The following is a 21,514-nucleotide window of genomic DNA, read 5'->3' as shown; positions in this document are numbered from 1 at the left end:
TATGTTTTCTCAATTTTTCATTAAAAGACCCATTTTTGCAGCGGTGATCTCATTGCTGTTTTTTATCTCGGGGGCGATATCCGTTGGTTTAATGCCGATCACTGAATATCCCGAGGTGGTTCCACCAACCGTAGTTGTATCGGCAAGTTATCCGGGGGCGAATCCTAAAGTGATTGCCGAAACGGTCGCGTCCCCCTTAGAGCAAGCCATTAACGGGGTGGAAAACATGTTGTATATGTCTTCACAAGCCACCTCGGATGGTCTGTTAAAATTAACGGTTACGTTTGAGATCGGCACCGATGTTGATAAGGCGCAAACCCAGGTTCAAAGTCGTGTTGACCGTGCGGCACCGCGATTACCTCAAGAGGTACAGCGTTTAGGTGTTGTCACAGAAAAGTCATCACCGGATTTAACCATGGTGGTGCATTTAACTGCGCCTGATAACCGTTATGACATGCTGTATTTATCTAACTATGCCGCATTAAATGTAAAAGATGAATTAGCGCGTATCGAAGGTGTCGGCGCGGTAAACTTGTTTGGGGCGAGCGAATACAGTTTACGTATTTGGTTAGATCCCAATAAAGTGGCGTCGTTGGGACTTGCCCCAGCAGATATTATAAAAGCGGTACGTGAACAGAATAAACAAGCGGCAGCCGGTAGTTTAGGTGCGCAGCCAAGTGGCGCAGATTTTCAGTTACTGATTAATGTGAAAGGGCGTTTATCGACGCAAGAAGAATTTGAAGACATTATCATTCGTGTTGGCGAGCAGGGCGAGATCATCCACTTAAAAGATGTCGCGCGTGTTGAGCTTGGTGCGCAAACGTATGCACTGCGTTCATTACTTGATAATAAAGAAGCAATTGCGATGGGGGTGTTCCAAGCATCTGGCTCTAATGCGATCCAGATATCGGATGATGTACGCGCTACCATGGCTCGTTTATCACAGAACTTCCCAGATGGTCTAGAATATTCAATTGTTTATGACCCAACGGTATTTGTACGTGGCTCGATTGAAGCGGTAGTGAAAACCTTGTTTGAAGCGGTACTACTTGTGGTGTTAGTGGTCGTGTTGTTTTTACAAACATGGCGTGCTTCTATCATTCCATTAGTTGCCGTGCCTGTGTCGTTAGTCGGTACGTTTGCATTCATGTATATCATGGGCTTTTCATTAAACGCGTTATCCTTATTTGGGTTGGTGTTAGCCATTGGTATCGTTGTGGATGACGCCATTGTGGTGGTTGAAAACGTCGAACGTAATATTGAAGAGGGCCTTGATCCTGTTGCGGCAACGCAAAAAGCCATGAAAGAAGTAACCGGACCGATTGTGGCAACGACGTTAGTACTCGCTGCGGTATTTATTCCTACTGCATTCATGAGTGGTTTAACAGGGCAATTCTATAAGCAATTTGCGTTAACGATCACTATCTCGACCTTTATTTCGGCCATTAATTCACTGACATTAAGCCCGGCATTGTCGGCGTTATTGCTAAAAGGCCGCGATGAGCCGAAAGACAGATTAACCCGTGCGATGGACAAGCTATTAGGCGGTTGGTTATTTACCCCCTTTAACCGTTTATTTAATCGAGCCTCGGAACGCTATACCTGGTTGGTACGTAAAGTCATTCGTTTTGGCGGCATTATCGGTATCTTGTATTTTGGTTTAGTGGCGTTAACGGGTGTGCAATTTTCGCAAACACCGACTGGCTACGTACCAGGACAAGACAAACAATACTTGGTGGCTTTTGCTCAATTACCTGACGCTGCATCGTTAGATCGTACCGATGCGGTGATCCGTAGAATGTCCGATATTGCCCTTGATCATCCAGGGGTATTACATTCGGTGGCGTTTCCTGGATTAAGTATTAACGGTTTCACCAACAGCCCCAATTCAGGTATTGTTTTTGTTACCTTGGATAAGTTTGAAAATAGAACTTCGGCTGATTTGAGTGCGAATGCCATTGCCCAACAACTGAACGCAAAATTTGCCGGTATTGAAGATGCTTTTATTGCCATCTTCCCCCCACCGCCAGTACAAGGGCTTGGGACGATTGGCGGTTTCCGATTACAAATTCAGGATAAAGCCAATTTAGGGTATGAAGCCTTGTATAAAGCAACGCAAGCAGTGCAATATAAGGCGTGGGCAACACCCGAACTGGCCGGGGTATTTTCAAGTTATCAAATCAATGTACCACAACTTGATTTAGATATTGACCGTACTAAAGCCAAGCAACAAGGGGTATCTTTGGATCAGGTATTCCAAACCTTGCAAACCTATATGGGCTCGAGTTACGTGAATGATTTTAACTTGTTTGGCCGAACCTACCAGGTGAAGATGCAAGCTGATGAATCCTTCCGACAAACACCGGAGCAAGTTAGTCAGCTTAAAGTACCTAATCAACAGGGTGATATGGTGCCATTGGGTTCATTTATTACCATTACGCAGTCATCAGGCCCCGATCGTGTGATGCGCTATAACGGTTATACTACCGCCGAAATTAATGGGGGACCAGCACCGGGTTTCAGCAGTGGTCAGGCGCAAGCGGCGATTGAAAAGATCCTCGATGAGACCTTACCGATTGGTATGAGCTATGAGTGGACTGAAATTACGTACCAGCAGATCATCGCAGGTGATACTGGCATGTTCGTGTTCCCATTGATTATCTTGTTAGTATTCTTGGTATTAGCAGCGCAATATGAAAGCTTGAGTTTACCATTGGCGATCATCTTGATTATCCCTATGACGATATTGTCTGCAATCAGTGGGGTACTTCTGTATGGCGGTGATAACAACATCTTCACTCAAATCGGCTTGATTGTATTAGTCGGACTGGCCACTAAAAATGCGATTTTGATTGTTGAGTTTGCCAAAGAAAAGCAGGATTCGGGTATGGATACGATGGATGCAATTTTAGAATCTGCAAGGTTACGTTTACGGCCTATCTTGATGACGTCGTTCGCTTTTATCATGGGTGTTGTGCCTATGGTATTGTCAACGGGTGCAGGCTCAGAAATGCGTCAGGCAATGGGCGTTGCTGTGTTCTCTGGTATGATAGGGGTGACCGTATTCGGTTTAATTCTGACTCCGTTATTCTATTACGCGTTAGCAAAACGCGGTAAGCGGAGTAGCATCGAAAATAATACAGCGTTAAGCTCGGATTAAGACTTAAACTGAGTAAAATAACAAGGCGATATGGTATTCATATCGCCTTTTTTGTACCTGCTATTGAGTCGCGCTACTTTCGGCATTTTAATACCTGCACCGTCATTATACTGTCATTTTAGCTGTCTACACTAGCGGTGGTCAATGTGACTGAGTAATCGTTCCCAGCTGGAATAATAAGCTGGCAGGATGAGGGTTTGACAGTAAAAACCCTTTGGATTCATACTATTGCCACTGTGGGTTGTATGTTTTAAAGTGTTGCGTGACACGTTGACATGTTAATTTGTGTGGATAGAATTTGACTCTAAAGTAATGCATCTAAAGTAATGCATCTAAAGTGGTGTGTATAAAGGGAATTAAAAATTAATATGAAAAAAATATCACATAAAGTTAGCTGTATTTTGACTTGTGTAATGGCTGGCGCTTTTACCTCGGGAGCACAAGCATTCAATTCAGAAGAGCATAAAAACATAGTCGATAATGCTATCGCGCAACTCAATATTCCAAAGACAATCAAATTACCGACAACAGTGTCGCTAAAGAGCAGAACTGATAGTTACACAAAAGAGCTCCGTGCAGCGAAACAACTGGCGGCAGGCTTTGATAGTAACGATGAAAATGACCATGATGCATATAAATATAATGTACAGGATAACTGTTATTATAGTGGCTTTGGTCAACATCATTATAATAAAGCAATCTATATTCCCAAAGACAGTCAACTGCCAACCAAACTGCTCACGCTGAGCACGAATATGGGTAGTCAGTCTGATGAGTTCACATTAGGGGAACTGGCGGCAATCTATGGTGATTACCGTCGAACGACTTCGTGTGATGCTGATGGCCAGTGTTTTTTAAGCAGTGACATTAAAGAGAATATTGTTTTCGAACACGGTTCACATCCGAGCTATTGCCCTCAGCCGGTAAAAAATACGACCTATCTGCATCATGTCGGTTCTGGTGTTGTGCCGCCATTTGGCGCACTCGGTAACCTGAATTCTAACACTGCTGGAGATGATGAGCTAGAAGAGGCCGGGTGGTGGGGAGATGAAATGATGCGGCTTGCCAACGTGAATGATTGGCATTTCTCTGACGCTGCTGTTGCTTGGTACATAGGCTTGCACCGCCAAGCGCTTTATTATGCGGACAAAGCCCGCACCGAGCCAAAATACTGGAACGTTGCCTTACATCATGAAGCCAACGCCTTGCACAGTCTAACTGATTTGTTTTCATTTGGGCATGTTGTGACGTCTCGTGAGCAATCATCATTTAACATGATAGAAAGTGCAGGTTTAAAAGAGAAAGGTACTTATCTGTGGATGGAAGCGATCATGAAACAAGCTGGTGCCACACGTGATAATGATGGCATTCTTTCGTTTGATCTCGCTGACTTACCTCCCATCACGCGAATCGCAACAGCGCCTCGAAATGACTTCATGCCTTCATACCGTGGTACCTGGATGCTGTGGGCAAAAGATGAACAAGACTTCCATAATGAGTTTAATGAGAGTGGTGCTCTTGTGCGTAACTTAAATGGTGATCGTTTTCAAATATACGGTGATAGCCACCTTAAAGAGTTGACTGACCAAAGCAAAGAAATCATCATTATGGCCACTAAAACGTCTATTCAATCTTTAATTGATGCTTACCAAGCGCTTGAAAGTGGCAGTAACATTACCGAAGTGGGTGCCGTTGGCAGTCAATTCTTTAATGCATTAAACTATTTACCTGCGTTTGTAGAAAAAGACGGTAATAATTACTTTGCTGGTACTTGGACCAGTTATGCAAATGTGATCAATACCATGACTGGTAGCGACAAGCTGTTGAATAACAAGGGTAATTGCACTATATCGACAGTGAGTGGTAAAACACGCGGCTGGCCGACAGTGCGTAGAGAAGCTTGTACGGTGTTTTAATTGATCGCGGTATTACGTAACATACACCGTTAATAATATAAGAAGAGTAAGTCGTTATGAGAAGGTATTTGTTGGTATTGGTGCTGACATTATTGAGTGGAAGTGTATTTGCTGGTACCAAGTATGCTGTTGAAGTAAAGATTGAGGATGGTGGAAAGCTCATGGTGTTTCCTCGATTTGAATTGTCAGAAGGTCAGTGGGCAGGCTCTAAAAATCAAAACTGTCGATATAAAGGTAAGTTAACCAAACACGTTGATGGTTTGCTTCTTAACGGTTCTCTGCAGTGCACATCTCCTGAAGGGGACTTTAGTTATACTACTCCCGATTTCGTGTTATTGCCGAAAGGTGGTAAGGCGAGTATAGAAATGGGTGATAATGAAGAAAACGTGTGGAAGTACTCTATTGATGTGACGGTACTAAACCAGACGTAATAGTACTATTTTACTTCTATATAATGACTACCTATGATTGATGTAAACATTATATCAATCATAGGTATAGAGCCTTTGGTTACCAACATTCGTTAGTTTTTTACATTATCCACTTCCACCAAATAAACACCACTAAGAAGCTGAACAGATAAATCAAACCCGCCCATGAAAGCAGTTTCATGCTAGTGGTGAGTTTTAACGCTTCTGGTAGCTCTGCTTGTGTCACTAAGCGATAGTTAATCAATGCAAATATCGGGGTAGTCATAAATGCTAACACCATCGCAAAGTTCAACATATCCATTAATGATGACGTAAAGAATAGTAAGATAGCCAATGCACAAGCACTGATTACAACCATCCACACTTGGTGATATTTACGTTGATCAAGTGGTTGTTTGGTGATTAATAAGTGCGACTCTGCTAATGCGCGCGCGTAGCCATCAATGACAGTGATTGTACTGCCAAATATACAAAAGAAGGCCACCAGTGCGATTAAGTTACCAGACCACTCACCAATCGTTTGTGCATACATGCTCACTAACTGATGTGAAAAACCAATACCTGAGCTTTTTAATTCAACCCCATTACCATGGAGTACCAGTGCGCCAAGCATCACAAAGGCCACAGCAAGTAATGCGGTACCTATATAGCCGATATTAAAATCAAACAGTGCTGAATCTGGCGTTACCTGTTGTTCTTTTTGCTGGTTCTTCAGCCACAGCGAGGTAATGCTTGAAATCTCAATCGGTGCCGGCATCCAACCCATCATTATCACAATAAAGCCAATTGCAGATACTTGCCAAGGAGAAGGGCTAACATAATCAGCAGGAGCAACCGCACCTTGATTCAGCGCTATTACCACAGCTGCCACGGTCGCAACAACCAGTACGGCCATTATCAGTTTAGAAAGCTTATCAAGTGCTTTAAAATGACCCGCAAGTAAGATGGCGAGGCATACCGCTAGCACAATTGCTGCAAGTGTGGTTAACGGCAGTGACCAGGGTAAAAAGTAACCCAGTAGGCTGGCACTAAAGAGTAACAGTGCCGCGGTATTCACAATCCCAGAAATGACATTGAGCCCAGTATAAAGCCATAAATAACCCTTACCTAATTCGCTATAGCCTTGAATCAAGCTTTTATTGGTCCCTAATGTGTATTGTATTCCTGCACGAAAAAAGGGATATTTGAATAAATTTACCAGTAAAATTAATCCGATTAGTTGCCAGCCATAGGTTGCGCCTGCCTTTGTTGATGCAACTAAGTGAGAGCCGCCGACGGCCGCGGTTGCCATCATAATTCCTGGACCTAAAGATTTGATTCTTTGTTGCCATACACTTGTTGTCGCTGGTAGCGTTGTTTGCATTATCACATCCTGTTGATTTTAATGTCATTGTTGTTAGTGTAACGGATTTAAAGCGTTATCGGTGTCATTATTATTGAAATAATAATACAGTTATCACTATTTCAAATTATTTAGTGGGTTGTGTAAATGTTCTGAAATAATATATTAGGGTATATTGCAAGAGGAACAGCTAAAAATCGTTACCTATATCATACATACTGTTGACTATGTGATTATTCCTGTCACTGTCGCTAATGTATAGGTTAAAATCAGCAGCATTATGCTAGTGGCAACGCCATTATCTTAAGTTGCTCAATGTCATAATAATACTGTAGGGTCGTGGATAAGTTTTGTGATGAGAATGAATTGTGGGTACCAGTTATTTGGATAGGTATATTTACCGAATAATTATATAAGCTGTTGCTGTTTTCATATTTTAAAGATGTTTATTAGTATATTGCATTTTAAACTGTTGTCATAAGCGGCATGTTGCGGTCGTTATTTGAGCATTGGTAAGCGAAAGTATGTGGGCGTAGAGTTATAGTTTTATACATGTTAATTTGTTTTAATAATAATTCTATAAACTGGCAATGTCTTTAATGAATGGAAATTGAGTGGTTATTCTTCTCACTGAAAAGTTACCTAGAAGTAGCTAAGTAGAAGTATTATTTTATTTATTATTGAGGTGTTTTAAACAAATGAGCGATATAATGGGAACTGGTCCGCATACCAGTAAAGTTAGGGATGAAGGCGAAGACTTGAGTAAACATAGTCGGTTTTTACGTAAAATCGCTTGGTTAGTCGAGATTATCGTTGTATTTATCGGTCTTTGTATTTCAATATCATTAATGTCAAGTGGTAATGATTTGTCCAGTACATTCACATTAGCTGCGCCTTTTGTGATGATCTCGTTGGTGGAATTAACCAAGATCCCTTTTGTGATCGGACTTTGGCATTCACGTAAATCATTCCTTATGTACCTGTTGATCATTAGCTTCTTGTGTCTGATCACATTTGAAACCTTACTTAATGGTTTTGAACGCGCTTTTTCATCGATTAATAGCCAAATTAACCTCAGTGAAATTGAGATCAGTAAAATTGAAAACCAGATTAAAATTAATGAAGAAAATATTGAAATTGCATTGCAAGACTACAATATTAAAACCCAACAAATTGACAACGATACCACTAAGGTCAATTCAAATTATAAATCGCAATACGCCAGTGAAGTAAGACGTAATAAGCGCTTATCAAAAAATATTCCACAGTTAAGTCGTGCTCTAGCAGCAAAAAAAGAGGAATTAATTCAGCTTAAAGTTGAAAAATCAGAGCTGCTACAAGAGCTATCACAGAAAAAAGAGCAGCGCTTTAAGTCATCGATGGAACGTACTCAAGGCAACGCTGATTTAGTACAATCCGAACGTAACCGTTTACTGGCTCAGCTTGATAAGCTCAATGCCGACAAGGTTGTTGCGTTAGATGATTCGAATTTCTTTACTTCAGCAGCAGTGAAAAAAGATTACGATGAAAAGATCCGCCGTGTTGAAACTCAGCTTAACAAAATTAATAACAACACTATTATTGTTAAAGACAACAGCCCTGATTTAGAGTCTGTTCAATTCCTTGACGATTATTATGCGGATTTACTTGGATTGAAAGATGATATGATCCAGCAGAAAAACGAAGAGGTGAAGCAACTTCGTCGTAGCTATAAAAATGCAGTGAGTGCGAGTAATAGTAATTTAGCGGTTAAGCAAAGAAAACTAGCTCAGGATAAAACTATAGCGTTACGTAACTTAGAGATTAAGCGTGATCAAGCAGATGTTCAGTTCTTAAATGAGAAAGACTACATCAAAGATATCAAGCAAATGAATATGAAGTTACGTTATGATATTCGCGTGATTGAAATAGAAGCGAACACACTGGCGTTATCTAACCAGGTTTATCGCATGGCTTCTTATGTTGATAATGTTGACCATTATAAAGAAGTGAAAACGGAAACCTTAACGCTTGTTGGTTTGGTTTGGTTTGGTTCGTTAGCCTTAATCGGTTCGATCACGGGTATTGCGTTGACTTTATCTGGATTACACCTGAGTAGCCTTGCAAGAAAGCGTGACAAAAAAACAAAGGTATATTTTGATAACGAAGCATAAGTAATACGACTAAACGTTATTGATATAAACGAAACCTGCACAATTAATATGAATTGTGCAGGTTTTTTTATTTTTAATGGGTTGGATTAATGGGGCATTACAGGGGGTCATATGAGCAGGTTATTTGTTGAACAATATTGTCAATTAAACATCACTTTTGTCTTGTCTATTATTAACATGATGCCTATAAAGAGATGATTATCTATTTTAAAGCGTAATGTTGAACAGGCCGTGCATTTTTATCCCATAATATTCTAATGAGTTGAGGGTATGAAAGGGGAATAATCATGATCCAACCGAAGCACGGCAATGATGACATTTCAAATATCACGGTGTTATCATTTATTGAACCACATCCATTATTCGTTGATATTGCGAATAATGACGATATCGATATGCAATTCATTACGGCGCAAGATGTAATCGCGCATGATGTCAATCTACTGCAATCAGATTTGATTGTTGCTATTTATCAGCAAAAAAATGTCAATCAACTTGGTTATCTTTCTCGACGTAAAATTATTGAGGATAATTTTATTGCGACTATTTGGTTGAATATCGATGAGCTTGATAAACGGGCTAGTTTAACCGCATTACGGTTTGTTAATCATATGGCGACAGTGCTGAATAAAAATCAGCTGCTTAAATTTAATATCAGTGATATTTCGTCATTGGTGTCACATTCTAAATCACTCCGTTTTTTTGAAACTTCTTGCGAAGAGAATCTATTGAATCTTGCTGCCAACGATACGATAGCGGATTCTGCCGCGATGATTATTGTAACGAAAGATCCCATTTCAATACGAAAAATAAATGCAGGTTTTGAGGTCATCAACGAGGTTTTTGAGCACGAGGTGCCTTGTTTTTACGGGGTGCATATGTCGCCTAAGTACAATGCTAAGCACACTTATCTGTATCTCGTTGGTGAGCGCTAACGTTATCGCTGTCAAGAGGCTAAATTAGTAGGTGTCTATAATAAACACCTACTAATAATTTAAGCCGATAATGTAGTTATGTTAATGGATTCCTAACTCAAATTTCGTCGCTGGCTTTTGAGGCGTCGGAGCTGTGATTGTGGTTAAAAAGGCTTGTAATGCTTCAGCTTCCGTAACCGTTAGATTTAATGGCCTAATTTTCTTTGATAATACCGGATAAGTGGGGTCATACTTATCCCAACCAAAGGGGGCATTATCTGCCATACCAGCTGAATACATTGAGATCACACCTTCCATCGTATCGAGTAAACCGTTGTGGAACCAGGGGTGATTGTTCATCACATCACGTAATGACGGTGTTTTAAATTTACCGACACTGCTTGGTTTACCATCAACATTATACAATCCCAGATCCTCATAAAAACCTTGATAATAAGTCAGTCCGACATTTTGCATTTTGTGATCCGTAAACTCAGCCCCCATGTGACAATTAACACAGCGGCCATTACGGCGGAAGATGTCTAACCCCCACAGTTCTTTATCAGAAAGTGCGCTAGTATTGCCTGCATTATCAGCCTGAACTACAAATGTATCAAAACGACTTTTGTTACTAATAATCGTTCGCTGGAATGTGGCGAGTGCCATTCCTAATTGTTGTTCGGTGATATCATTACTCATCGCATCTTCTGGAAATGCTTGTTTAAACAAGGCTGGATATTGTGCATGTGTATTGAGTCGTGAAAGTAAACGCGGTAAAGTTTCAGCCATTTCCACTGGGTCTTGAATTGGCATTAATGCTTGTTGTTCTAATGTCGCAGCGCGACTATCCCAAAACAACAGAGGTAAGAATGCACTGTTTACAATTGTAGGGGCGTTGCGCTTGCCACGTTGACGGTCATGGCCAATGGAAACCTCTTGCCCGTCTCCCCAACCTAATTTAGGGTCATGACAACTAGAGCATGACACATCACCTGCTTGAGATAAGAAAGGGTCGAAGAAGAGTTTTTCTCCTAATGCGACTTTTAGCTCACTATAAGGGTTTTCGTTAGGGAAGCTTGGTTTAGGCATAGTGCCTAGTTCTTGATAACTCGACATATCATCGACAAATGGTGCTGGCCAACGATCACTATTACTGGCGTAGTCTTGTCGTAAGCGATTGAAGTTAGGTCTACCGTGATTATTAACTGAACGGGGATCTTCTGTCGCTCTGGTTTCAAACTCTGTTGCAATTAATAAAATACGACCAGTGTCTGTGCCAGTTGTAGACTTAGGTTGTAAACTCGCCGTTGTTGGTAAGCTGTACAGGCCATAGCTAGAGCCTGTTTTAACCCAGTAATCACCGGTTTCAGGTTTGTTGAGTGATGTTTCGTATAATAAGCTGTAATCACTGTCTTGTTCACCTTTATACAGTAGCATTGCCAACTCATCAGCCGTGGGTAGACGCCAGTCATTACGGCCACAAAATTGTGCTTGATTAATGTCTGAGACAGCCTTTGGTACACTTGCCTGTATTGATAATTGCTGGCTGGTGTTAGTGATATCTTGTGGATCTGGCGTTAACCAATATACATAAGAAAACTGTTTATCGCGTAAATAAAAGTTATCACGTACTAATCCGCGCGTATCATCTAAACAACGCCAAGGTGTATCAGTGTAGTCATCATCTTGCAGTGCTTTAGCTAATGGTTGACCGCTATTATCTAACCGTATAAAGCTGTCTTTTTCAGCTTTTGGCTTCTTTTGTTCTGATGGCAGTGTTGTATCACGTTTAACGCCACTGACAAGCATCACTGATTTAGGCTTACGCTTGTTTTGCATCACTGTGTTATGACGACCAGTCATAAAATCTAACGTAGGTGCAATATTGTCAGCATGTAATAGAGGATTATCATTCGCTAACCAGTAAGTCTCAAAACCTGTTGCAGCAAAAAAGTAAGGATCAATGGCGGCTTGATTATTATCTAATGCGTAATCTTGCTCACTGATTAATCCTTTCATTTCATAGTCTGACGGTAAGCGCCAATCATCGTGGCCACACCAGTTTTGTTGATTTGCGTATTCAATAAGCGTATCTGTTGTACATGCTTGACTCTTGCCATCAGCATCTGTGAATTGACACAGTGCTTGAAAGTCAGGCAAGGTCGGCTGCCAATCACCCCAAGCATAAATTTGTATTGAAGGTTGCAGTGGGGTTGCCCAAACGACACCTTGATGAATATTGTTATCTGCTACGCATTGCCAGTCTTTATTTTTACTGCTGTCTCCAAGCGTTAATGCTGTAAAGCGAGGCGTTGGCTTATTCACTCTAATCAGCCAATTGATGGTTTCAATTTTATCGTTGGATATTATGGCTAGTTTTACATAGTCAGAGCCTTGTGCGTCCGCATTTGCTTGATAGGTAAACGTATTGCCTTGAACACTGGCATTCCCATACAGGCCTGGTTGAATAAGTCGTAACTCTTGCGTTGGCGTTAAGGTGTACTGCTGAGTCGTCGTACGCCCTTGCGTTAGCTGTATACGAGGGTTCAGTACCAGCGGTTTAGCAGAACCAGTGCCAGTACCAGAACTAGTGCCAGTACCAGAACTAGTGCCAGTACCAGAGCTAGTGCCAGTACCAGTGCTAGTGCCAGTACCAGAACTAGTGCCAGTACTAGTGCCAGTACCAGAGCTAGTACCAGTGCCAGAATCTCCACCACATGCAGCCAATAACGCACAGCCAGTGATGATCACTGACAGGCGTTGTATACTTTTAAATGTATCTTTTATCATTATTTTTGCAATCTCGTTGTTGAGATTAGGCGTACACGATGCATTTCGGTATTTGCAATCCGACTACTAGCAGACCAGCTATCTTGGAATGCGAACGCAAAGTGTTTTGTCTTTGGATTGTATGAACTGATAGTCGAAGTCCAGTAATAACTGTCATAGCCTACGTTAGTGTCATCAAACACGCTCGTTATATAGCTTGCACGTAAACTCTCCATTCCATACATAGGTGTATTTACTAATAGGCTTTTTAATTCATTTTCTGTTGGTAAGCGCCAATTAGTTTGCCCGCACAATGCTGCTTTGTTGATTTCTTCGGCGTATTCCACGGCCTGAGCGTGGTTTTTCAGTGGTTCACTTTTACTGATGCGTTGCCATAGAATCTGTGTATTTGGTAACGCGCTTCTGTATTCAAGGTCAGATGTGCAAGCCCAATCTGTGCTGTCTTGCAATGTAAGGGCTTGCCCGTGCGTACCATGCTTAACAAAACGTGATTGCCAATTAAGATTTTCGTCAACGTCAACAGCCACATTTTGTGGTGGTAATACGGTCGATATTTCTGGTACTTCATTGTCTTTTTTATCAGGAATAACAGTACCGTTTACTAACATAGTAAAGTGAGGCTCGTTTGTTGAACGCGGCGGCATGTTGGCAAAATCAAAATCGTCGCCCATCCACATCACATGTGCATCACCAACAAGGGCATTTGAACCCTGCCAGTCATTAGCAGCGGGTTTGGTGTCATGACCATTTGGATAAATAGTAAATGAATTAGTCCAATAAGCTTCGTCATAATTAGAGTCGACATAAGGGAAATAGAAGTTGTTAATTGGAGACTGTTTTGAGTCTTCATCGAAAAGTTTCTTATCTAATAATGTTTGCCATTCAGTGCGAGTTGCTAAACGCCAGCCTGAACGACCACAAAGTTGTTGTTTGTTTGCTTCTGCAACCAAGTTATCAGTATTGCAGCCACCAAGTGCACAGATTGCTTCGCTATAATCACGATTATTGATTGTTCGATCACCCCAGTAGTAGGTTGCATCAAACGCGTATGTACCACTTGCTTGAGGAACTTGCCACATCAGCTCATTTTTGTTATCTGTTATGCAACTCCAATCACTCACATTTGCTGGCCGTGCTTGGTCTTCTGGTGATAAAGGTGTGCCATCTTGACTCACTTTGCTAAAGCGTAGTGCTGGCTTATTCGATTTATCGTTATATAGCGGTAAGACAGAACCATCAAGTTGATAAATTGTATCCTCAACTTGATAGCTAATAGCAAATTTATAATCGTTCTGGGCTGCAATAATTTCAGCACTTAAAGGATTACTCGTAGAAGTAGCATATGGTTGGAAAGTGATAGCACCTGTCATTTGATCAACGTGAGCTTCACCAAAATTAGCCTTGATGTCTGTTATTTCACTGAGGTTGGTAACGGTAACACCTGGGGCGATAAAACTAACCATTGTTGGTGATACAAGTACTATATCACTGGTTTTAATATGTGCGATGATCGTCGTGACGGGATCTGGAGTGACGGGATCTGGAGTGACGGGATCTGGAGTGACTGGGTCTGGAGTGACTGGGTCTGGAGTGACTGGGTCTGGAGTGACTGGGTCTGGAGTGACTGGGTCTGGAGTGACTGGAACTGGAGTGACTGGAACTGAAGTGACTGGTGGTGTAGTCACTGATGGTGTAGTTACTTGTGGTGCTGTTGAGTTAGAATCGTCACATGCACTGAGGAATAAGCTTGCAAAAGCGATAGATAATGCTGTTTTTTTCATTTTTTTTAGTTTTTTTGTGTTTAAAATTGGGAGTAGGATAATAAAGAATCATAAAAGAAGATGCAAGTGTAAATGGTAGTAATTATCATTTACACTTGTGGTGTTGTATCTGATTCAGGTAAAAGGCTTATTTGTTTAAATGTTGTTGTAATTCAGTCCCTGGAATGGAACTTGCTGTCGCGACTGCAATTGCAGCCCATTCGGAGCCAGTTATCATAGCTTGTTTTATATCTTGGTTGGTGAGTAAGCTGTGGATTAACCCTGATGCAAATGCATCGCCAGCCCCGGTAGTATCAACGACGTTAGTTGGGATTGCTGCAATTGAAATATGCTGCTGGTGGTGATAAGCGACAGCGCCTTTTTCACCATCAGTTAGAATAAAATAACGTAAGGTTTGGCCTGCGATGGACTGACCATAGCACCATAACTCTTCGCTATTATTCACATCAATACCATGATTAAAGAGGTCTGAACGAGAGGAGATTAAGACGTGGCAAGGGCGTAAACGGTTGTCTTTAGCTAACTGAGCAATCACCAAGGTGTGTTCAAGTGCGGTTTGAGCCCAGAGTTCAGTGCCGACTGCCGATGAGTTAACGTATAGCGCTTGCCAATGTTTAAAATTGGGTGTTGGACCTAGCGTGAAAATGGGGCGTTGTGGACGAATAATAGTGCGTTCACCATCGGGTGTCATGACTAATAATAACTCGGGAGTCTCGAGTTCATTGCGTTGTAATAAGCTGCAATCTAATCCTTGGAGACTGGCTTCTGCTAATAGCCAGTCTGCGGTCTTATCATTGCCAACTTGGCTGACTAGGGCGACTTTATGCCCCGCATAAACCAAGCCTAATCCAGTATTGGCACCACCTCCGCCTAATCGACGGCCATGATCAGCATAATAGTGGCGACCACCTGTCGTTAATTGCCTATCCAGTTGTAATACTCGATCACAGTTCAAATTGGCAAGTAATAGGACGTTTGACATAGGTAATAGCCTTGGATTATGTATTGAGGGTAATTGTCTCTTATTCCGCGAAGAAAGAAAATAAAAGATGGGTAGTTGTGATATTAAAATTAGCGATATTACACACAATAATAGATGGTTTTAATTAAAGCGAGGTGGGAGATTCAATCATCAAGGATAATTTGGAGGCATTCTGTGGCATGGCTTGTTACCAAGAAGTGACTCGCGCCTTGTATTATGTATTTTTTGCTGTTTGCTAATTCACTACTCAGGTGGTTAACGATGGCTTGCGCAACCGGATTTGATGCAGAGCCACAGACTAACCTTGTTGGAATCGTTAATGCGTTTAGTGTTTTTCGATTCTGATGGATGTTCATACACAGTGTCCAGTGTCGGTTGTTATTCGCTGTTAAGGGGACCATGCCGTTTTTAATGAAGTCGGGTAGGGGGCTAAATGCACCTTCACCAGCCCAAAAGTCTATTACTTTTCCACATACATAAGGTTCATTGTTGCTAATGCCTTGACGATAGTCTTGAACAAACGCATCTACACGCGTCATCATTTCTTTATCCTCAACGGACTCGAGTACCCATGTAGATACTGGTTCAAATAGGGTTAACTCTTGTACTTCGACAGAACCTTTGAGTGCTAAGGCTAATGCAACGACACCACCAAAGGAGTGCCCAATAAGATGGATGGGCTGGTTCGTTAATTTTGCGACTACCGATTCAATAATATGAAGTTCTGTATTGATGTTTGGTGCTGAAAAATCATCGGGATCTGGCATTCCACAGTGACCTGGTAATTTAATAGAAATACAATGGTGTGTGCTTGCGAGTTGTTGGACTATTTTCTTCCACGTTGAGGTTGTTGCGTATGAGCCGTGAATAAAAACAACTGGACTACCGCTACCTTGTTGCTCATAGTAACAAGGTACTGTAGTGGTGTTTTCGTTATTATTGTTCTTTATTTGATTATTACTCATCTGACGCTTGCTGTTAGTGCTCATGGGACGTCCTGTCTTGGTTAATACTGTTTAAGTGTAGCATGCCTATACAATGCGCTTAATTGCGCTACTTCAGTTGCTGTATAATGTGGATGAGGGGTTGATGTTAGCGCTAGAACAATATCAACAGCGGCAAGTGGCGGTAAACTTGGATCATTGATGATGGTGAAATCGTCCGGTACGGTGGAAGCCACCATAGCACCAATCCCTGTACCATTTTTAATGATGGCTTTGATAGCTGTAGCACTGGGTGAAATACAAACGATGCTGTATTTACGGTTAATTTTATCAAGACCATCGACCGCTGCACAATGTACCTTACAATCTTCTTCGAAAAGAATGAGTGGTAATGTTGGCCGAGTCAGTAATTCCTTATGCCCGTAATATATCCAGACAGCTTTATCATGTTGTAATAAATAACCTTCTTGGCTTTCCGGTGCACGCGTAATAATCGCTAAGTCGACCTCGCCATTATCTAGCATAATACGTAATTTCACCGTGTTGTCGCAGTGTATACGAAATTTTTGATTCGGCGTTTTTTCTTGTATTAATTTAATAATGTTAGGTAACACACTGACCACATAATCGTCTGGGCAACCTATTATCAGCGGCCTATTATTCTTAACTGTCGCGAATTCTGTGAGCACGTCATCGTGTAATGCTAAAATTCGACGTGCGTAACTTACCAGTATTTGCCCTTCGGTTGTGAGTGATAAGTTTCGACCTTTTTTGATAAATAAGCGTTGATTCGCTTCCTGTTCCAGCTTTTTCATTTGCATGCTGATCGCACTTTGGGTTCGAAAAATTTGCTTCGCCGCCCGTGTAAAGCTGCCCGTATCAACAAATGCTATAAAGCTACGTAGTGCATCAATGTCCATTGATTAAATCCCTTTAATACATCAATAAATCGAATGTGTGATATCAAAACTATGCGTTTGTTTTAACTTAATCAAGTGATTACAGTAATAAACATCAAATTAAATAAGGGAATATAAAATGAAAAAACTATTCGTATTGTTGATGGTTTCTTTTTCAAGTATCGGTGGATTGATGTTTTTACAACAAGAAGGGGACGGTCAAAAAGAATTAGAGAATAGAGAAATAAGCATGAAGACTATTGAAGATGCTAATAATATATGTGATTGTCGCCAGTTATAAATATACCGCAGGCTGGCTGCGGTATTTTTATATCAATGTGGTACCTCAAAACGTTAAGTAAAGATTACTTTTTGTTTTGTAGGTCTAAGCTGTAGATAGCAAAACCAAGTTTATCATCTTTAATATATTGCATTGGGTATTGGCCTTTGTCCTTGATGAACTGTGCTGCTTTGTCACCCGGCGCTGTTTCAAAGGTAATGGTTAGCTTCTTGTCGCTTTGTAATGGCGTGAAGTGCCAGTTGTTATCTGCACTTGGTGTTACTTGGCCTTTCTCTTTACTGACGCGGCTAATGTAATCGGCCAGAATAGTACGGTTTTCATCTGGTGATGCAAATGCAACAAACGCTTCGCCTGTGCCCGCAAATTTACCACTGTAAGCGCGGTAGTTATTAGTCGCTACGATGAAAGGTTGGGCTGGGTTAACGGGCTTTCCTTCGAACGTTAAGTCGGTAATACGATTTGAGCTTGGGTTGATCAGTTTACATTCACCGTCATAACGTGCTGGTTGTGATAAATCGATACCGTATTTCACACCGTCAATTACGTCGTAATTGTATGTGCGGAACTCATTCCAGTTAATTAAGCCTTGTGGCGCTGTGCTGTTTAGATCGATTTGATTGAATTGACCTGCAGAGCATTCTAACCATTCTTTCACTTCTTTGCCTGTTACCTTCATGGCGACTAGCGTATTCGGGTAAAGGTAAAGATCCGCTGCGTTACGGAATGTTAACTGACCAGATTCAACTTCAGTAAAGTTAGTTGGATCGTTACCACGGCCACCCGCTTTAAATGGTGCCGCGGCAGAAAGTACTGGAATGCCTTCTAAATCAGGATCACCTTGGATAAAGCGTTCCACATAATCCTGTTGTGCAAGGTTAACGATTTGGATTGTTGGGTCGTCTTGTACTAGTGCTAGGAAGCTGTACATGACGTCATTTGCTTTACCAATAGGCTGGTTAACAAAATTACGTGTTGCTTTGTGGTCAGCTTGTACTGCAGCAACCATTTTCTTATCAGCGTCAACTAACGGCTTTTTGGTTAATTTGTCAAAAATAGGACGTGCTTCTGTTTGTGCGTCGGTTACTTTCCACGAATCACCTTGTTTGTCTAACACCAAATCCATGATACCGACGTGATCGCCCCAACGACCAGGCATAACAGCTGGGATACCGTTGATTGTGCCTTTTTCGATATTGGCACCTGGTATTTTAGCAAATGTTTTACTTGGGAATACAGCATGTGAATGACCAAATGCAATCGCATCAATACCCGGTACTTGTGTTAGATAGTACACTGAGTTTTCAGCCATTACTTTATACGGGTCAGCTGATACGCCTGAATGCGGGATCGCCAGAATAATATCTGCGCCTTCCGCTTTCATTTGTGGTACAAATCTTTCGGCGGTTTGTTTAATGTCTAACGCTTCAACTTTACCTTCTAGGTTCTTCTTGTCCCAGATTAAGATTTGCGGTGGTACAAAACCGATATAACCAATCTTAACTTGGTGTTCTACGCCGTCTGTATCTTTAAACGTATTTGTTTTGATGATGTAAGGGGTGAACATGTTTTTACCGGTTTTTAGATCGATAACGTTCGCATTAATATAGGGGAAGTTCGCGTCATTTGTCGCTTCTTGTAAGAACTCTAACCCGTAGTTAAATTCATGATTACCTAAATTACCGACTTCATAACCAAGCTGGTTCATTGCTTTATAAACTGGGTGTACATCGCCAGGTTTAAGCCCTTTATCTGCCATGTAGTCGCCCATTGGACTACCCTGTAATAAATCACCATTATCAACCAGTACGCTATTAGTTACTTCAGCGCGGGCTTCTCTTACTAATGTGGCGGTTCGCACAAGGCCTATTTTCTTTGTTGGCTTGTTTTTGTAATAGTCATAGTCCATTACATTGGTGTGAATATCCGTCGTTTCTAGAATACGCAGTTTGATGGTTTCAGCATAAGCAGGACCGGCCATAGTAAGCAGGCCACCGAGTACCGCAATAGCCACAGGTTTGATAGATAACGACATAGTTTTCTCCAAATTAATAAAAGAGTAGGTAGAAATAGATACAGAAAGCGCCAAGGTAGCATAAATATACTGAGCTTGGCGCTTTAATGTCGGCAATAGCTTGTTTTATCCCTTTTTTTATTGATTACGTTTAATTTTCTATCAAGAAATAGGGGATAAAACTGATTCGGTTGTTTTTATTTCTTCTTGAATTCACGATCCATTTTGAATGAAAAAGAAATAACATAATTTTCCATTTTCTGCAGTTCTTGATCAATATCATCGAGCTCTGCGGTAATATTATCCAGTAGTTTTTCTGCTGTATGACCTTGTTGCCATGGTTTCGTTTTCATTGAATGGTTGGCATAAATACTTCGTTGCTGCTGCTTTTCAATCGGCATTTTTTCGAGCAATAACCAGGCAATGATATAAATCAGAATGGCGAGAAAGAAACCTGTGAATAAAAACAAGGATACGAACAGTAATCGCACAAGCCAAACCTCAGCCCCGAAGGAGGCTGCTAAGCCCGCGCACACACCGCCGATCTTGCCATTTTCGGTGTCTCGATATAAGGATTTAGCGTTCATCGGTCTCTCCATTTCGGTGATTCTTCATCTAAAATTTGTTCTAACGAGATAACGCGATCTTGCAATTGCTCGGTACGGCTAATTAATGTCTGTAACTTGTCTTGGTCTTTCTTTGATAACCCTTGATTGCTTTGGCGTTTACTCCGATAGGCTAAAATTAACCACAGTGGTGCGACGAAAACTAAAAATACAGTGAGTGGTACTTGAATAAAATCCATGGAGATTCCTTATTGATGTTAGCGCACAACTAATGATGATTTATTACTGTATTTTATACATAAATAGCTTGTTTGTATTGCTTAAAACCGCAGAAATCACATTTTCTTATTCGACGGACTCTGTCTTCATTATGCTTAAAACTAAAACGCACCTTAATGAAGGTGCGTTTTTAAATATGCGATTTGAAGGTTGATTATGAATCCAGATCTAACTCGTCATAAGTGCTGTCAATTTCTTCTATTGTCGATAGTTCATCCACAAAATAATCCCGACTGGGTTGTTTTGCACTGCGTTTATGTGTCGTGTTACGTAATGAATGGGGATGAGTGATCTTATGGTTGTATTTACGCCAGCATCGCGCAAAATCAGAGGTTAATTCAAATTCACCATCAAGCTCTGCGAGAAAGAAATGTTCGTCAGCGGTGGCGGGTAACAGCTCGCCTTCTTGTAGTCGCTGCATTGTTAAACCGTAATGTTCTAATAATTTTGATTCATCTAAATTAAACGCATTTTGTTGTTGAAAACCAAGTGGAAAATGCACTTCATCTAAAAATATACCCATGCTTCTCATATCGATTACCTTTCGTTAAATTAACCGTGTAACAACAATCGTTAGCAGTATTTATGGCTGCATTGGAATCTTCATACTGTCACAGTTATGTCATATTCAATCTTTATAATTTTAATTACAGACTTTGTTGGTCTCTAAATTAACGGTGGATGTTGACAGTTTAATGACAATGGTAAATTTATTTGTAATCAAGCGTCACAATTTTATTTTTATATTATTAATGAAAGATATAAGCAGGAAATAATATGGCTAAATTAGATCAGAAGTTTAAAAAAAAATCAGCGCAACGTGTTGACGACGACGGCATTATGCCATCAGATCGTAAGGCTCATAAACGTGCTCGACGTGATAGTCGTCAAAAAGATGAGCTGTATGCGTTGATGGATAACGCTTCTGTGTATGAGAACGCATCACACGAAAATAGCATGCAATTTTAATGATAGTAATAATAGAGGTGAAAATATAAGTAATAAATTTAAGATGTTTATTGCTTGTATTTCATTGCCTTATGTT

At 40.9% G+C, this 21,514-nt stretch carries 17 protein-coding genes; 7 read left to right on the top strand and 10 right to left on the bottom strand.

Annotated elements, in window-relative coordinates; all coding sequences use genetic code 11:
* Position 1 precedes the first annotated feature (1 nt).
* The 3 genes from HWV02_RS14885 (at position 2) to HWV02_RS14875 (ending at position 5,507) form a co-directional block, all read left to right on the top strand.
* The gene (locus tag HWV02_RS14885) at positions 2-3,160 is read left to right on the top strand and encodes an efflux RND transporter permease subunit (RefSeq protein WP_211688450.1); all 3,159 of its coding nucleotides are present in this window, start codon (positions 2-4) and stop codon (positions 3,158-3,160) included.
* A 368-nt stretch (positions 3,161-3,528) separates the two neighbouring features.
* Complete coding sequence (locus tag HWV02_RS14880; protein ID WP_211676544.1) at positions 3,529-5,076, top strand: hypothetical protein; 1,548 nt, start codon at positions 3,529-3,531, stop codon at positions 5,074-5,076.
* Between the two features lie 56 nt (positions 5,077-5,132).
* Positions 5,133-5,507 carry a hypothetical protein gene (locus tag HWV02_RS14875; RefSeq protein ID WP_211676543.1) on the top strand — a complete coding sequence of 125 codons (375 nt, stop codon included), beginning with the start codon at positions 5,133-5,135 and terminating at the stop codon, positions 5,505-5,507.
* A gap of 100 nt (positions 5,508-5,607) precedes the next feature.
* Here the strand turns inward: HWV02_RS14875 and HWV02_RS14870 are convergent, their stop codons facing one another.
* Positions 5,608-6,870: an NRAMP family divalent metal transporter gene (locus HWV02_RS14870; protein WP_211676542.1), complete on the bottom strand. Its 1,263-nt coding sequence runs from the start codon at positions 6,868-6,870 to the stop codon at positions 5,608-5,610.
* Between the two features lie 677 nt (positions 6,871-7,547).
* Between HWV02_RS14870 and HWV02_RS14865 the strand changes: the two genes are divergently transcribed.
* Both HWV02_RS14865 and HWV02_RS14860 read left to right on the top strand, forming a co-directional pair.
* Positions 7,548-9,002, top strand: a complete 1,455-nt coding sequence (locus HWV02_RS14865; protein WP_211688448.1) for a hypothetical protein — start codon at positions 7,548-7,550, stop codon at positions 9,000-9,002.
* A 287-nt stretch (positions 9,003-9,289) separates the two neighbouring features.
* Entirely contained in the window at positions 9,290-9,937 is a 648-nt protein-coding gene (locus HWV02_RS14860; protein WP_211676540.1) for a hypothetical protein, read from the top strand.
* 81 nt (positions 9,938-10,018) lie between these two features.
* On the opposite strand, the gene HWV02_RS14855 is transcribed toward HWV02_RS14860, so the two are convergent.
* The 5 genes from HWV02_RS14855 to HWV02_RS14835 all read right to left on the bottom strand — a co-directional run bounded on the left by HWV02_RS14855 (position 10,019) and on the right by HWV02_RS14835 (position 17,333).
* Complete coding sequence (locus HWV02_RS14855; RefSeq protein ID WP_211688446.1) at positions 10,019-12,706, bottom strand: cytochrome c peroxidase; 2,688 nt, start codon at positions 12,704-12,706, stop codon at positions 10,019-10,021.
* Complete coding sequence (locus tag HWV02_RS14850; protein WP_255550357.1) at positions 12,706-14,487, bottom strand: DUF1566 domain-containing protein; 1,782 nt, start codon at positions 14,485-14,487, stop codon at positions 12,706-12,708. The genes HWV02_RS14855 and HWV02_RS14850 overlap by 1 nt, the downstream gene beginning before the upstream one ends.
* 127 nt (positions 14,488-14,614) lie before the next feature.
* A complete protein-coding gene (locus HWV02_RS14845; RefSeq protein ID WP_211676539.1) occupies positions 14,615-15,469 on the bottom strand; it encodes a PfkB family carbohydrate kinase in 855 nt (284 codons plus the stop codon).
* Positions 15,470-15,612: 143 nt separating this feature from the next.
* A complete protein-coding gene (locus tag HWV02_RS14840) occupies positions 15,613-16,458 on the bottom strand; it encodes an alpha/beta fold hydrolase (RefSeq protein ID WP_255550355.1) in 846 nt (281 codons plus the stop codon).
* A 17-nt stretch (positions 16,459-16,475) separates the two neighbouring features.
* Positions 16,476-17,333 carry a LysR family transcriptional regulator gene (locus tag HWV02_RS14835; protein WP_211688444.1) on the bottom strand — a complete coding sequence of 286 codons (858 nt, stop codon included), beginning with the start codon at positions 17,331-17,333 and terminating at the stop codon, positions 16,476-16,478.
* A 118-nt stretch (positions 17,334-17,451) separates the two neighbouring features.
* Here HWV02_RS14835 and HWV02_RS14830 point away from each other — a divergent pair, with 118 nt between their 5' ends.
* Positions 17,452-17,613 (top strand): hypothetical protein, encoded by a 162-nt coding sequence (locus HWV02_RS14830; protein WP_211688442.1) that lies wholly within the window; start codon positions 17,452-17,454, stop codon positions 17,611-17,613.
* 64 nt (positions 17,614-17,677) lie between these two features.
* Here the strand turns inward: HWV02_RS14830 and HWV02_RS14825 are convergent, their stop codons facing one another.
* From HWV02_RS14825 to maoP, 4 genes are all read right to left on the bottom strand, one after another.
* Positions 17,678-19,645, bottom strand: coding sequence for a bifunctional 2',3'-cyclic-nucleotide 2'-phosphodiesterase/3'-nucleotidase (locus tag HWV02_RS14825; RefSeq protein ID WP_211688440.1), 1,968 nt, complete (start codon positions 19,643-19,645; stop codon positions 17,678-17,680).
* 176 nt (positions 19,646-19,821) lie between these two features.
* Positions 19,822-20,211 carry an envelope stress response membrane protein PspC gene (gene pspC / locus HWV02_RS14820; RefSeq protein ID WP_211688438.1) on the bottom strand — a complete coding sequence of 130 codons (390 nt, stop codon included), beginning with the start codon at positions 20,209-20,211 and terminating at the stop codon, positions 19,822-19,824.
* Positions 20,208-20,429 (bottom strand): envelope stress response membrane protein PspB, encoded by a 222-nt coding sequence (pspB, locus tag HWV02_RS14815; RefSeq protein ID WP_211676536.1) that lies wholly within the window; start codon positions 20,427-20,429, stop codon positions 20,208-20,210. Before pspB ends, pspC begins: the two co-directional genes overlap by 4 nt.
* 194 nt (positions 20,430-20,623) lie before the next feature.
* Positions 20,624-21,001 (bottom strand): DUF413 domain-containing protein, encoded by a 378-nt coding sequence (maoP, locus tag HWV02_RS14810; RefSeq protein WP_211676535.1) that lies wholly within the window; start codon positions 20,999-21,001, stop codon positions 20,624-20,626.
* Between the two features lie 245 nt (positions 21,002-21,246).
* On the opposite strand from maoP, the gene HWV02_RS14805 reads away from it, so the two are divergent.
* Entirely contained in the window at positions 21,247-21,438 is a 192-nt protein-coding gene (locus HWV02_RS14805; RefSeq protein WP_211672188.1) for a hypothetical protein, read from the top strand.
* The last annotated feature ends 76 nt before the right edge of the window (positions 21,439-21,514 follow it).

Source organism: Moritella sp. 28, assembly GCF_018219435.1.
Classification (GTDB): Bacteria; Pseudomonadota; Gammaproteobacteria; order Enterobacterales; family Moritellaceae; genus Moritella.
This window is presented reverse-complemented; position numbering and strand designations above follow the sequence as displayed.